The organism is Actinoplanes palleronii (genome assembly GCF_016862315.1).
Lineage (GTDB): Bacteria > Actinomycetota > Actinomycetes > Mycobacteriales > Micromonosporaceae > Actinoplanes > Actinoplanes palleronii.
This window is the reverse complement of sequence record NZ_BOMS01000014.1, coordinates 180,895-194,873: the sequence shown is the minus strand read 5'-3', so window position 1 is coordinate 194,873 and position 13,979 is coordinate 180,895. Positions and strand designations below refer to the sequence as shown.

The following is a 13,979-nucleotide window of genomic DNA, read 5'->3' as shown; positions in this document are numbered from 1 at the left end:
TACCTAACTGCCCACTACGCGGGGCTCGATGATCCAGATGGGCCCCATGTCCAGGGGTGCGCGATATCTGGGCGAGAGCACGATGAAAGTGACTGCTCCCGGTTCAGCGAAGACCGACAGGCGAAATTCTCCACGGGCTGCTTCCATGTGCAGCTCTCCAGGACTGTCCCTGAGCGACGCAACAACCCAACCCCGCTGCGACAACTTCGGCGAGACCGCTGCGATCTCCTCAGCCGGCGGCACACTATCCGGGAAACCGGGAAAAGCCATGAAATTGATGCGGAAGCCCCATAATTCCTCGTGCTTCTGCACCGCCCCCCGCGAAAACCGCATCGGCCCCTCCACCGAGTTCACCTGCGTCGGAGCATTCGGGAAAGCCTCCGCGGCGGCACCTTGCAGGTCGGCGAAGACCGCATCCCGTTCCCGCTGGATCTCGGCCATCATCGCGTCCCAGCCCGGCGGTGGCACGTAGTCCTGCGGCACGCTCCGCACCGGCAGCGGGACACCGTCCACTACATGTCGCTGACGGAACTGGTCCCAGGTCGGCAGGGCGCCACCGAGATAGCCGGCGGACCCCTCGACGCGCAGGACCTCTCGGATCAGATCCCGATCGGAGAAGAAGCTCGACGCCTCCTGTCGCGCCGCCAGCGCCAGCCAGGGTCGCGAGTATGCCCGGTCTGCGATGTAGAAGGCGGTACTCAGGTCATCCGGGGCTTCGCCGTAGCGATACACCGTCACCCAGTCCGGCATGGCGGCCCGGAACGAGCTGTCCCACCACCAGTGCGAAACCGGCACGAACGCCGGCACATCGTCCGGTTCGGCCGGACCATATTTGTCGAGCAAGTCCTTCGTGGCGGCGTCCGCTTCGGCAAGAACCCTCTCGTCGACCAGTCCCGCCGCCGCAGTGTCCGCAAAGTCGTCATGCAGATACTGCAACCCTGAGCGAATCCGCAGGGCAAGCTCCAGCTGCTCGTCAGAGGCTTCCTCGATCTCGTCGACCTGCCAGTCAGCAGCCATTTGAACATCTGAGCGCAGTCGCTGCAGTTGAGCAACCACATCGGAGTAGAAATCGCTGCCGTCGGCCACATCTCGAAGGTCAAAATCAGGAATTAGAGCGTGTACATCAACCAGCAGGCGAAAGAAGTCCGCTACGCTCCTGCGCACCCAACGGTCACCAGGAACGCTAGCCTCAAGAGTGCGCAACGCGAAGCGCCGCAGTTCCTCTAGTGCATATTTGCGGCGCATCATTTTCGGAGTTCCACCCTTCCATACGTCGCGACCACAACCGATCCGTCATCGCTGAGATACGCTCGGGCCAGCATCACATCACCCGAGTCGGAGATCGCCCTGTGGTAAGTGAGCATCGTCTTACCCCCGTCGTTCGTAGGTGGCTCGACCCGAATTTTGCCTGTCAGCAGTGTCTTCAGAAGACTCCGCGTGTAGACGTCGATCGGATTGCCGGGATACCTGTCCTCGGGGGGAAGATCCGACAGGTGCTTGTGCGCGTGATAAGCCTCCGCTTCAGGCATCTCCCATGGCGGGTGCTCGAGCCCGACAAGCTTGGATGCAACTAGATCGGGATGCACCTGCTCCGGCAGGCTGATCGAATGAGGCTTGCCAGCGAGATACTGAAGATCATCTTCAAGGTCGGATTTCAGGCGCGCCATGCCTTCATCGGAAATCATCACCTCGGTAGCACTAATCTGGGCAGCGGTCTTGAACCCTCTTGTGTCAACCTCGGTAACCTGGTTTTTTCGAGCCGACTCATAGAGATATTTCTCATTATCACCCGCCATCTCCCTCCATCGTGAATGTGCAAACTCGACATGGTTAGCGAAGGCGCGCACGTCACCACGAGCCCGCTCGAAGGCCCATTCGAATACGCGTTTCCGAAGTTTCAACGTCATCTTTTTGGGTAATTGAATCAGCGCCTCCGCGACCTTCCCTCGGTCCAGCTCGTTCAGGCCTTCGAACATCGAATTATCTGTCAACTCGTTCTTCACGAGAGATGCCTGAAAACGCCCATCTTTTCCCTGTTGGCGGATTTCCCGATCAGCGTCCCGCTTGGCAGCGTCCCGCGCAGCCCGGGACTCAGCGTCAGCAATCGTCTCCGACCTGGACTCCAGCTGGTCGAGAGCCGCCGCCTCCCGCACCATCTGATCAATCGCGCGCGCCTGCTCGGACGACAGGTCATCCCCGAGCGATCGGGACATCACGTCCTTCAAGTCCGCCGCGAGCCCCGCCCGCTCGGTCCTCAACTCCAACTCGTACGTGTGTGAACGCCCCTCGACCTCTGCTCTGATGATCACCGAGATCCCTCGCTCGGCAGGTGAGCGAAGACCCGGCCGCGGATGGGCATAAGTGTTGTCGACATGCAGGATGCGACCGCCGTCACCGACCCCGAACCGCGCCCGCACGTTCTCGTAAACGGCATCCAGGACAGTCATGTCCGACACGGTCAGACGTACCGTCACCGGATCGAGCACGTCGCCCACTCTCGCCTCAGGCCGGCCCGGTTCGGTCCAGCTGCCCTTGACGAGTCGATCGACCTCTGTATGCAGCGAGCTGGCATCTCGCGACCGGACGGACAGTTTCACGTCGCCACCGGCCTGCCGAGCCGCCTCTCCCCCGACAGCCGACGTCTCGGCCTCGGCCACCGGTGCCAGGTCACGCTCCATGCGAGCGGTATAGTCCGCCACCAGTGCGCGTTGCCCGGCATCTGGGTGAGGTCCGACATCTCGGGCGGGATCGTCCGCCCGAATCGTGTCGGCGAACTCCCGAGCACGATCCGCGCCGCTACCCAGCCGGTTCACGTGGTCGGCCACCGGCTCGAACAGCCGCCCCGCACCCGGATTGAGCTGGTTGAACTTCTCCAACCAGCCTCTGCTCGGTTCGAGCGCGTCTCCCGCCGCGAGTTCCGCCAGTGCTGCCGATGTCCGGTCAAGCTCCCCGGGAGTATTCAACCGTGGAGCGAGATCGGAACCCGCCGCATCCCGCCCCATGACTCGGCCGATGCCATCAGCAAGATCATTGCCAAGTCGCGGCCGAAGATGGTCAGCGATCTCCTGACCCGACAGCGTGCTCGTCGAGTGATCCGGCACCTGGCGGGTGCCCTCCGGAGGCGTATCCGCAGGCGCCGAGTCCACCAACGCATCGCCGTCCCTCGGGCTCCCAACAAGTTCGTCCTGCTCATAGCGGCCCGGATTCAGCGCCCGGTCGATCCGGTCCCGCATCTGCTCCCGGTCAGCGTCGGTGTAGCTCTCCCCGGTGTCCCGGAACGGGTCGTACTCCTGTCCGGTGGAATCCGCCTCCCGCCGTGCAGCCGCATACGGCTCCGTCTCGGAATGATCGGCAGGCTCTCCATCGCCGCGTTCCGGACTATGTAGATCTTCCGCGCGACGAGGAGAATCATGTGGCGTAGCCAACCCGGCATCCGGCTTGGATTCCACCACTGAATCCAGGCCGTCCCGGATCGGGGCATCGGAGCGCGAGTGCTGATCCGTCCTGGCGACAGATGCCGCCGGCTCCGCCCTCAACGGTGCCTCCGGACGCATCTCCGGAACCTTCGCGCCGTGCCAGCCCGACCCCAGCATGGCCCGCTTGCCGATCCACGTCGCCGAGGTGCCGCCCTGGTCGGTCCGCCCGACCTGGCTGATCTCGTGAGGTGTCGGAAAGCGCGGACTCCGGTAAGGCAAGGATCGTCCCCGGTCCAAGACAGATGACGCTTCATCCTTCTGACGGGACATGCCCTCGAATGCCGACGCGGCATCCGGATAGCCGTGCTTGGCGATGATGTTGCCGACGGTCTCCCACGCGCCTCGGCGAGATGCGGAGACCAGCAGATCAAGGTCCTTCTGGAGATTCCCCACGGCCGCCTCTAGCCGGCTGAGGACGTCTCTCGCCTGATAGTCGGAGTTGTTGTGCCAGTCGTAGCCGGCCCGGGCCCAGGCGTAGCCGCCAACCGATTTGCCCGCCTGAAGAACGATCCGATCGACGCCGGATTCGACGTACCAGCCCTCCATGTGATCGTTGAACGCCCGACCGAACCCGAGGTTCTGGTACTCCGGTTTCACGTCGAACCTCAGGTGCTGGACCTCGATACCTCCGGTGTTCCGGTCCACGCCGATCCGGCGGTCAATGGCGCCGACCTTCTCACCGGTGGCGGGGTCGACCACCGACATCGCGACGTCCAGCGAGCGGCTTCCCGCCCGGACGTGGTCCACGCGGACGTCCAATCCGGCGAAGTCACGCCCGGACAACTCCCGGGCGAACTCTCGCCTGACGCCCTCGTTCCATTCCGGGCTCGCTTCCATGGCTTCAGAGAAGAAGTCACGCAACGGCGTCCGCGGCTCCCCCGGCCGCCTCGGCTCCGGGCCATCCGGATCGTGCCCGGCCGGATGATCGTTCTCCGGCCGCTCGACCTGGTCCCCATCTCGGCCGGGATCGTCCCGTGACTGGTCAACGGCCTCTTCCGGCCTCACTTCCCGATCCTGCCGGCCCTGTTCGTGCGCCACCCGCTCCGGGCTCGCCGACCCGTCAGGCCGCGGCGTCATGTGGTCCGCTGCCTGGTCCGCGGCGTCGTCGACGGTCCGCGCGATCTCCTCACCCGGCTTCGGCCGCGACCCGCCCGCCTCCGTGCGGCCGCTCAGATGCTCGGCCGCCCACCGCCCGTGCTGCTCCGGCCCACCCCGCGCCCGCAACCGCCCGTCGGCAAGGTCCGGGCCGAGCCGTTCCACCTCCGGCGGCTCCAGCCGCGCGACCTCGCGCCGATGGGAGACCCCGGCAGGCCGCGCCGACCCGTCCTCCCCACGCAGGATCTCCTGAATCCGCAACGCCTCCGGCAGCTCACCGCCGGCCCGGCCAGGCAGCCCGCTGTCCGAAACAGCCCACTGCCCTGCGGCCCGATCAGCATGCCTGGCGACATCACCCCCCGAAGCAGGATCACGGCTCCCAAGATCATGACTCGCCGCCGGTCCGCGCCCGGCAGGATCGCCGTCCGGCGTAAGTCCGCGCCCGGCGAGGCCGCTGTCCGGCGCCAGATCGCGGCCATGACCACCCCCATCCCGTACGCCGGAATCGCCGCCGCTGGGGTCTCGTGGCTCGGCGTCGCTGCCCCGCTCCACCGCAGCCACGGCGTGCTCGGGTCGGGCCGATGCCGGTGGCCCGCTGTCAGACGGCGGGTCGCTGTCCACCGTGTGGCGATCGGGGCCGACGCTGTCCGGCCGAGCCGGGATGTGCTCGCCATGCGGCGGTCCGCCGTCGCCGACGGCGGCTCGGGCCGGGTCCGGAGTGGGGCGGCTCAGATCCGGAGCGACGCGGGCCGGATCTGGCACAGCTCGGCTCGGATCGGGAACGGCTGCATTCGGATTCGTAGCAGCCTGGATCGGATCTGTGCCGGTGGAGCGGGCCGCGATGGTCTCCGGGGGCTGGCCGCCGGCATCCGGACGGGCCGGCGTTTCGGGGCGGGGTGCGGGTGCTTCGGTTCGCGGGGCCGGTGCTTCGGTTCGTGGGGCCGGTGCTTCGGTTCGTGGGGCGGCGGCGCTGGTTGCCGCAATCGAGGCTGCGGCCGCCACGTGGCCCGGGCTGGTGGTGGCCGGGTGCGGGGAGGGTCCGGTTGCCGGCGGGGGCTGGAAGCCCTCGCTCTGCCCAGACCGCCCGCCGTTGTAGTCGGTCTGCCAGGCGAACTCGCCGTCGCTGGTCAGGGTGAGCTTCTCGTTGTGGGCCGCGCGGGCCGAGACGACGGTGAAGTCGCCCTCCCTCGCGCCGGGCAGCACCTGGATGTCCTCGCCGATCCGCAGGTGGCGGCCGCCCAGGTGTGAGCTCTCCAGGTGGGTCTGGCCGCCGAGGATGACGCCGGCCTCGGCGCCCTGCACCGCGCCGTGCCCGACCGCCGCCCAGTTGATGCCGTCGGCGCCGCCCATCTCCGTGCCGAGAGCAACCGCGCCGCCGGCCAGGGCGCCGCCGAACGCGTGGCCGAGCGGGCCGCCGAACATGCCGGCGCCGAACGCCGCACCCTGCACCGCGCTGTTCCCGGCGTGTGCCCAGTCCATCTCGGTGCGGTTGCCGGACAGTCCCTGCAGGCCTTGGCCGAGCACGTCGAAGCCGCCCATGAACATCGCGCCGAAGCCGGCCCGGGTGCCGACGTACTTCGCGAACTCCGGGCCGAGGCTCTTCTCCGCGACCTGCCGGGCGGCCATCTTCTTCAGCTCGGCGAGCGTTTCCTTCTCGGCCGTGGTCGACGCGGCCTTCTGGGCGATCTTCTGCTTGGTCCACTTCGCCATGAGCTGCCGGCGGACGTCCCGGGCGAGCTCCCGTTGCAGCTCCCGCCGGGTCTGCCGGTTCAGGGTGCCGGTGATCCGGTCGGAGGCGAACCTGCGCAGTTCCTTCGCCGCGAGCTTCTGTGCCACCGCCTTGGAGATCCCCCGGCTGATCAGCGCGCGCGGGGTGAGGTTGGTGAGCCCCTTGGCGATCGCCGTCTTGGCTGCCTGCCGCAGGGCGGCCGGGGACAGCTTGTCGCTGAGGACTCCGGCGACCCGTGGAAAGACGTTGCGGCCTGCCGTGATCGCCCGGGGCACCCCGCGTCCGAGGGCGCCAGGCAGTCCGCGGAACAGGTTCTTCATCGACTTCAGCGAGGTGCGCAACGAGATAGAAGCAATTTTTCGTACGGTCGCGGCAGCCGCCTCCATCAGTCCCTTGCGGCACGTCGTGTACATCCCGGGTGCCAGGGCGAGCGAGCCCCCGCCGGACGGGATCATCGCGACGATCAGCATGAACAACGAGGCGGCCAGCATCGCCAGGTTGACGAAGGCCATGAACTTCATCAGCTCGACCTCGAGGCCGACCTTCTGCACGCTCGCCTGCAACTGCTCGGCGCTGACGGCGGTCTGCCGGAGGCCGTCCAGGTAGTCGAACCACTGCTGGGCGAACTGCGCCGACGACTCGTCGCCGGTCCAGTTCTCCAGGATGCCGTTGGCCGCCTGGGCGATGTCCTCGTACGCGTCGTTCAGCGTCCCGGCGAGGTCACCCCACTGGGCGGCGAGGTCGTAGAGGTCGTTGGCCCGGGCCAACGGGAGCGCACCGAGCAGGATCTCGCCGACCTTGTCGCGGGCGCCCGGGATGTGTTCCTCGATCGACGTGAACCAGTCGAGGAACGTGGTCAGGATCTCGTGATCGTCACCGCTGGACACGATGCCGCCTCACCGCGGATCGTGGTGACCCGCCGCGGCGATGTCGGCGCCACCCTGCTGATCGGTGACGTCGTAGGTCGCCATCGCGCCGGCCACGTACTCGCCGATGTGGGTCAGCTGCTCGGCGCAGAAGAGCGCGGCCTCCCGTACGGCCTGGTTCACCGTCGAGGGGGTGCCCCGGACGCCGGTGGCCGCTGCGGTGTACTGCTCGTGGAAGTCCCCGGTGAACTCGTCGGGCGGGAACGTCTTCTCCCGCCGTTCGCGCTCCTCGATCGCCGGGAGGTGCGCAGCGACTGCCCGTTCGAGGGCCTCGCCCCGGCTCCGGATGCTGTTCGCGATGGTGACGATGTCCGCGGGCGACGTCCTGATCTGTACGAACTCACCCACGGCCGTCCTCCGCCCGGGCCCGCACATCGGCGTCGTGGCTGCCGACGAAGGTCCGTACGTCGGTGCCGGCCAGCGCCCGCAGGTCACCGGGGAGCACGTCGTCGAGCACCTCGGTGCTCTGCCGGCCGGCGTCCTCGATCGCGGCGCGCACGGTCTGCAGGATGGTCGCCGACAGCGCCTTCGAGTCCGGCCGGCGGAGCGCCCGCGGGTCGATCTCGAGCTCCATCAGGTGGCCCCGCGGCCCGACCACTGCCGTGATCAGTCCGTCCGGTGACCAGGCCGTACCGGTCACCGACAACATCCGCCGCTGTATCTCGGGCAGTTCGGAGGTGGCTTTGCGCAGGTCGGAAACCATGTGGTGCAGAGCGCTCCAGTCGGGGCGCCCGGGTACGTCCGCCATCAGCTCTCACCTCTCGTCCAGCGGCCGCCGGTGGTCACCGGCGGCCGGTGCGACTCACATCCCGGCAGCGATCTGCTGGTCGATCTGCTGCATCCGCTCGGCGGAGGTGCCGAGCTTGACGCCGACGCTGGACAGCGCGGCCTTGATCTCGGTGGCGCCCTGGTTCCACTTCTGCCGGGCCTCGTCGCAGGCGGTGCCGGCCGAACCGGTCCAGTCCTGCGCGAACAGCTGCGTGAAGGCGGTGTAGAGGTCGTTGAGCTGCTGGTCCATCTGGCCCTCGTAGGTGCCGATGGCGGCCGCGACGTCGTTGATCTGGCCGAAGTTGTAGGTGATGCTCATGATTCGCCTCTCCGAAGAATCTGCGGTCAGCCGCGCAGGATGCTGATGACGGAACTGTCGCCGGTGGCGGCGGCCGCGGAACGGATCTCCTGCGCCGCGTCCTCGTCATGCGCGCCGTACTGTTTGGACGCGTTGCTCATCTTCCCGGCGAGCTCGTCCAGCGCCCTGATGATCTTGGTGAGGCCGTCGTTCAGCTGCACGGAGACGTCCTGGAGCGCGTTGTTCGCGGTGCCCTGGAATCCGCCGCCGCCGAGCGACTGGATGCGATCGAGCAGCTGGGCCATCCCCCGGGACACGTTCTGCCCGGTGTCCTCGCACCGCTGCGCCATCGCGTTGAGCTGTTCCTGAGTGGCATGGACCTGGCCCATACCCGGAGTTCCTGACAACGTGGTTCACCCCGATCCTCGAAGGTGGCGCACTGTGTTCCGAAGGTAACCAAGAGCAATAGATCGGGCTACCCCGCCCGTTGCGCCGTGTGGGCTATGTCAGGTCGTACACCGGGTTGCCGGGTTCGGTTCGAACCTCCACATCGGCCTCGCGCCGAACCGGATCCGGCCACCCGGTGTACTAACCTCCGACGGCGGCCACGCGGCGGAAACCGGGGAGGCGTGATGAGCGACATCGATCCGTACGCGGAGCAGACCGCCACGAACACGCAGGCCGACTGGCTCGGCGGCGGGCCGCCGCTGAAGGTCGACCTGCAGGGCCTGCGGGCGTACGCGAAGCACATGGCCGATCAGCAGCTCGACCTCGGAGCGCGTGGCGCGCACCTGAGCCGGCTGATCTCCATGCCGAACGACGCGTGGACCGGTGACGTGCTGGGTGAGGCCACCGCGGCGAAGTCGATGCTCACCGCGAACGGGTCGGAGTTCCTGGTCTATCTCGGTCAGCTGGGCAAGACCCTGCACAACGTCGGGATGGCGGCGCAGACCGTCGCCGACTCGTACGAAGCGAACGACGCCATGTCGGCCGCGTCCCTCAACGACGTGCTCTTCGCGTTCGGCGACAAGAGCGTCCCCCGGCCGGACGGGCTGCCCTCGAGCATCGGGAAGACGTACGCGGAGCAGCTGTCCGAGCAGAAGGGCAAGCCGCTGAGCGCCGGGAGCGAGCTGTGGACCGACGACGGGGAGGCCAAGCAGCTCGGCCCGAACCAGACGCTGCAGACCGCCACCGGACCGAACGGCGAGCGGCGCGAGATGGTCACGGTGACCGTCCCGGGCAACGGCACGGTCGTCACCACCACCATCTACAACGCCAAGGGCCACGTCGTCGCGAGCGGCTCCACGCACACCGTGGTCAGCTTCGACAGCCGGACCGACACGCAGACCACCACCACGCGGTCGTTCGACGCCAAGGGCAAGCCGACCGGCGGCAGTGTCGAGACCACCTCGTACACCTCAGGGGGTGATGTCCGGCATCAGGTGGAGGACACCATGAACGCCAAGGGCGCCGTCACCAACCGGAAGATCACCGATCTGGACCCGGGCGATCAGGTGGTCACCGAGACCTCGGAGAAGAGCGTCCGCGACGACAAGGGCCACGGCACCCACCTCGAGGAGACCGACCGGCTGACGATCGGCACGCAGACCGAGGGCCAGCCCGGCGTCGTCGAGCCGATCGCGGTCAGGTACGACCCGTACTACGACGAGGTGACCGATTAGCCATGGCGAACTACTTCGGTTTCAGCGCCGACCCGAACTACGGGTACAGCCCGTACAGCGGGTACACGCACTACAAGACGTACGAGCCGGCCGACGCGGCGTTCACCCCGAAGGCCGGCGAGGGCAACGAGCTGACGTTCGAGGCCGTCCAACGCAAGATCAAGAACATGCATCCGGAGGACATCGCCGCCCTCGCCGACCAGTGGGACAACGCGGTGACGTTCCTCGAGGACGTGAAGTCGTTCGTGGCCGGGCGCAGCACCGCGCTGCAGGACGAGTGGACGTCGCCGAAGGCCGCCGCCGAGTTCCTCAAGCGCGGGCCCGGCGAGACGCTCGGTTACCTCGACATGTGGATCGCCGCCGCGCAGACCAACCGCACCGCCCTGCGGCACCTGGTGACCATCACCCGGGAGGCCCGGCAGAAGATGGACCTGCTGGAGGCGGAGTACCGGCAGAAACTCACCGAGACCGGCAACCTCGGCTTCTTCGAGCACCTCGGGGCCTGGGTCGCCAACGGCCAGGGCTGGGACGCGGCCGGCAAGGAGGAGATCCACGCCGACGTCGACCAGGTCGCCCGGGAATACCGGACAAAGGCCCAAGATCTTGCGTACGACTACGGCAACCAGTACTTCGACTACCTGGCCACGCTCTCCACCGGGACGGGGCCGCCGGTCCAGCCGATGAACGCGGTGCTGAACAACCCGGGCAGCCCGTCGTTCCTGACTCCGCCCGGCCTGGGCTCGGCGCCTCCGCCGCCCGTCGTGACACCCGGTCTGCCCCTCCCGCTGCCGCCACCGATCAACGGCTCGAACCCCGCCCCGCCCTCGCCGAACACACCGGGGCAGCCCGGCACGCCGCCGCCCGGGACCGCCCTCCCGAATCAGCCGGGTGCGCCGCCGGTGGGCGCTGCCGGGCTGCCTCCGGGCGTCCCGGTGCTGCCCCCGGGTGTGCCCGGCCGGCTGCCCGGTGGCCTGAAGCCCGGCCTGCCCCCGCCCGGGCTGGGCCCCGGCGCCACCGGGGTGCGCCCGGGCACCACCACACCGGCGCTCCCGCCCAACCCCGGCCAGCTGGGCCGGAACTCGTTCGGCCGGGGCACCGCCCCGCCGCCCGGGCTGGGTCAGCCGCCGGGTCGCACGCTGCGCCGCGGCACCCTCAACCCGGCCGGGACCACGTCGCCGCCGGCGGGACGGCTCGGCGACCGGCGACGCGGCGACGCGGCGAACCGGGTGCCCGGCGCCCCGGTCGACGGCGAGAAGACGTTCGGGCGGGGACCGGGCAGCTCGGCTCCGCCCGTACTGAAAAATCCGGCCGGAAACCGGGAGCGGCGGCGGCCCGGAAGCACCGAAGACCTGCGCCCGGACGCGAAACGCGGCAGCGATGCCGCCTACCGTCCGGACGGCACCACCTCGCCGATGGTGAATCGGCCCACCGGGCCGGCGCTGCCGCCGCAGCCCGCCCGGCGGCGCGGCGAACCGCAGGACGACCGGCGCACGAGTCCGTGGGCCGACTATTTCGGTACGGAACAGGCGCGGGCCGGCGCCGGCTCGGGCACGCTCGAGGCGCCGGGGACACCGCCGGCCGGGTCGTTCGCCGCGGGGCTCGAGGACGTGCCCCGCGGGCTGCGCAGCCAGGCCGCGACCCGGTCGCGTGAGGCACCGCCGCAGCACCGGCCGGGAACCGTCGCGCCCGAGCTCGGCAAGCGCCGGACCAGCAGTGACGCGGTTCCGGCCCGGCACGACGACGAGGCGGACGCTATCGTCACCGACGAGCGGGCGTTCGAGGTGCCGACCCCGGGCGGCGGCGTGATGACCGGCCGCAGCGACGAGCCACCCTACGAGCCGGAGATCCGCCGCATCCTCGGCGGCGGCCGGTGATCCGGTTCGTCGAGGAGCGGGTGCTGGGGTCGCCCTCGTGGCATCCGCGGGACGCGAAGAGCGTCGGGCGGTAGGCCGGGTCAGCCGCGCGGCTTGCCGATCACGATCGAGCCGGCCACCCGATCGTGTAAACCCCGGCCGCGGTCGTCGGCAATCAGGGCCGGGATCAGCAGGGCCAGCAGGAGGGCGCGGTACAGGCCGCGGAGCAGCCCGATCCGGCCGCCGTCCGGGTGGCCGACGCAGCGGATCCGGGCCAGGCGCATGCCGGGGGTCTCGGCGAAGAGCCCGATGAAGACGGTGTTCACCACGATCAACAGGGCGACCGGAGGCCATTGCACCTGGTACGGGCTGGCGTACAGACTGGCCACCAGCAGGCAGAGGATCCAGTCGATGAGCAGCGCGATCAGCCGCTGACCGCCGCCGGCCGGTTCCAGGTGGGCCGGGGCCGCAGGGGTGTCGTTCGCGGAAGCTGCCACGACCGCCGAGCGTACGCGATAGGTTCCTGGGGTCGCCTCGCGCTCGCGCCGTGCCTGATCATCAGAGTTACGTAACACGGCGGAAACAATAGGGATACGCCAGGGCAACTCCGTACCCATAACGTCGCGACCAGCCTTGCCAGGTGGCGGCCCATGCCGCCCGGTATCGGAAAAACTTGTGCCAGGAGGACGTGTGTTCGCCAATCCCGAGGAACTCCTGCGATACCTCAAAGACGAGGACGTCAAGTTCGTCGACGTACGGTTCTGTGACCTCCCCGGCGTGATGCAGCACTTCAACATCCCGGTGGAGTCGTTCGACGACAGTGTGGTGACCGACGGCCTCGCCTTCGACGGGTCCTCGATCCGCGGCTTCCAGGCCATCCACGAGTCCGACATGATGCTGCTCCCGGACGTGGCGACGGCGTTCATCGACCCGTTCCGGATCCAGAAGACCCTCGCGCTGAACTTCTTCATCCACGACCCGTTCACCCGCGAGGCGTACTCGCGTGACCCGCGGAACGTGGCCAAGAAGGCCGAGGCGTACCTCGCCGCCAGCGGCATCGCCGACACCGCGTACTTCGGCGCCGAGGCGGAGTTCTACATCTTCGACTCGATCCGCCACGAGACCTCCGCTCACCAGGCGTTCTACTACATCGACTCGATCGAGGGCGCGTGGAACTCCGGCCGTGAGGAAGCGGGCGGCAACCTGGGCTACAAGACCACCTTCAAGGGTGGTTACTTCCCGGTCTCGCCGGTCGACCACTACTCCGACCTGCGCGACACCATGGTCCGCCAGCTGATCGACACCGGCTTCACCGTCGAGCGCTCGCACCACGAGGTCGGCACCGCGGGCCAGGCCGAGATCAACTACAAGTTCTCGACCCTGCTGCACGCCGGCGACCAGATGCAGCTGTTCAAGTACATCATCAAGAACACCGCCCGGGCCGCCGGCAAGACCGTGACGTTCATGCCGAAGCCGCTCTTCGGTGACAACGGCTCCGGCATGCACACCCACCAGAGCCTGTGGCTGGGCGGCGAGCCGCTGTTCTACGACGAGACCGGGTACGCCGGGCTGTCCGACATGGCCCGCTGGTACATCGGTGGCCTGCTGCACCACGCGCCGTCGCTGCTCGCGTTCACCAACCCGACCGTCAACTCGTACCGGCGCCTGGTGCCCGGCTACGAGGCGCCGGTCAACCTGGTCTACTCGCAGCGCAACCGGTCCGCCTGCACCCGTATCCCGGTGACCGGCAGCAACCCGAAGGCCAAGCGCATCGAGTTCCGCGTGCCGGACCCGTCGTCGAACCCGTACCTGGCGTTCTCGGCGCAGATGATGGCCGGCCTGGACGGCATCAAGAACAAGATCGAGCCCCCGGCGCCGATCGACAAGGACCTGTACGACCTGCCGCCGGAGGAGTGGGGCAGCGTCAAGCAGGTGCCGGCGTCGCTCGACGGCGTGTTGAACTCGCTCGAGGCCGACAGCGAGTACCTCACCGCCGGTGGCGTCTTCACCGACGACCTGATCTCCACCTGGATCGACTACAAGCGCACCAACGAGATCGACCCGGTGCGCCTGCGCCCGACCCCGCACGAGTTCGAGATGTACTACAACGTCTGATTCTGGGCGTCGCTCGTTGAGGCGGCGGTCATGCTCG

10 protein-coding genes are annotated in these 13,979 nt (G+C 68.4%); 3 read left to right on the top strand and 7 right to left on the bottom strand.

The annotated features are described in order from the left end of the window. Window positions 1-3: 3 nt before the first annotated feature. The 6 genes from Apa02nite_RS04700 to Apa02nite_RS04675 are packed head-to-tail and all read right to left on the bottom strand — an operon-like array spanning window position 4 to window position 8,681. Window positions 4-1,248: a hypothetical protein gene (locus Apa02nite_RS04700; RefSeq protein WP_203823981.1), complete on the bottom strand. Its 1,245-nt coding sequence runs from the start codon at window positions 1,246-1,248 to the stop codon at window positions 4-6. Then, on the bottom strand, window positions 1,245-7,187 hold the full coding sequence (locus Apa02nite_RS04695) for a WXG100-like domain-containing protein (protein WP_203823980.1): 5,943 nt from the start codon (window positions 7,185-7,187) through the stop codon (window positions 1,245-1,247). The genes Apa02nite_RS04700 and Apa02nite_RS04695 overlap by 4 nt, the downstream gene beginning before the upstream one ends. 9 nt (window positions 7,188-7,196) lie before the next feature. Further along, the gene (locus tag Apa02nite_RS04690; RefSeq protein ID WP_203823979.1) at window positions 7,197-7,574 is read right to left on the bottom strand and encodes a hypothetical protein; all 378 of its coding nucleotides are present in this window, start codon (window positions 7,572-7,574) and stop codon (window positions 7,197-7,199) included. Further along, window positions 7,567-7,974, bottom strand: coding sequence for a YbaB/EbfC family nucleoid-associated protein (locus Apa02nite_RS04685; protein ID WP_203823978.1), 408 nt, complete (start codon window positions 7,972-7,974; stop codon window positions 7,567-7,569). Before Apa02nite_RS04685 ends, Apa02nite_RS04690 begins: the two co-directional genes overlap by 8 nt. A gap of 54 nt (window positions 7,975-8,028) precedes the next feature. Then, window positions 8,029-8,313, bottom strand: coding sequence for a WXG100 family type VII secretion target (locus tag Apa02nite_RS04680; protein WP_067704830.1), 285 nt, complete (start codon window positions 8,311-8,313; stop codon window positions 8,029-8,031). A gap of 26 nt (window positions 8,314-8,339) precedes the next feature. Further along, window positions 8,340-8,681: a WXG100 family type VII secretion target gene (locus Apa02nite_RS04675; protein WP_067704832.1), complete on the bottom strand. Its 342-nt coding sequence runs from the start codon at window positions 8,679-8,681 to the stop codon at window positions 8,340-8,342. 243 nt (window positions 8,682-8,924) lie between these two features. Here Apa02nite_RS04675 and Apa02nite_RS04670 point away from each other — a divergent pair, with 243 nt between their 5' ends. Then, complete coding sequence (locus Apa02nite_RS04670) at window positions 8,925-9,974, top strand: hypothetical protein (protein WP_203823977.1); 1,050 nt, start codon at window positions 8,925-8,927, stop codon at window positions 9,972-9,974. Between the two features lie 2 nt (window positions 9,975-9,976). Continuing rightward, window positions 9,977-11,848 carry a WXG100 family type VII secretion target gene (locus Apa02nite_RS04665; protein ID WP_203823976.1) on the top strand — a complete coding sequence of 624 codons (1,872 nt, stop codon included), beginning with the start codon at window positions 9,977-9,979 and terminating at the stop codon, window positions 11,846-11,848. A gap of 80 nt (window positions 11,849-11,928) precedes the next feature. On the opposite strand, the gene Apa02nite_RS04660 is transcribed toward Apa02nite_RS04665, so the two are convergent. After that, entirely contained in the window at window positions 11,929-12,324 is a 396-nt protein-coding gene (locus Apa02nite_RS04660; protein ID WP_239164123.1) for an RDD family protein, read from the bottom strand. 193 nt (window positions 12,325-12,517) lie between these two features. On the opposite strand from Apa02nite_RS04660, the gene glnA reads away from it, so the two are divergent. Next, complete coding sequence (gene glnA, locus Apa02nite_RS04655) at window positions 12,518-13,942, top strand: type I glutamate--ammonia ligase (RefSeq protein WP_067704847.1); 1,425 nt, start codon at window positions 12,518-12,520, stop codon at window positions 13,940-13,942. Window positions 13,943-13,979 lie beyond the last annotated feature (37 nt).

Excerpts from the sequence above, each read along its gene's own strand:
- Apa02nite_RS04685 (WP_203823978.1), bottom strand. The coding sequence starts at position 7,974 with ATGGCGGACGTACCCGGGCGCCCCGACTGGAGCGCTCTGCACCACATG.
- Apa02nite_RS04665 (WP_203823976.1), top strand. The coding sequence starts at position 9,977 with ATGGCGAACTACTTCGGTTTCAGCGCCGACCCGAACTACGGGTACAGC.
- Apa02nite_RS04670 (WP_203823977.1), top strand. The coding sequence starts at position 8,925 with ATGAGCGACATCGATCCGTACGCGGAGCAGACCGCCACGAACACGCAG.
- Apa02nite_RS04680 (WP_067704830.1), bottom strand. The coding sequence starts at position 8,313 with ATGAGCATCACCTACAACTTCGGCCAGATCAACGACGTCGCGGCCGCC.
- Apa02nite_RS04700 (WP_203823981.1), bottom strand. The coding sequence starts at position 1,248 with ATGATGCGCCGCAAATATGCACTAGAGGAACTGCGGCGCTTCGCGTTG.
- Apa02nite_RS04675 (WP_067704832.1), bottom strand. The coding sequence starts at position 8,681 with ATGGGCCAGGTCCATGCCACTCAGGAACAGCTCAACGCGATGGCGCAG.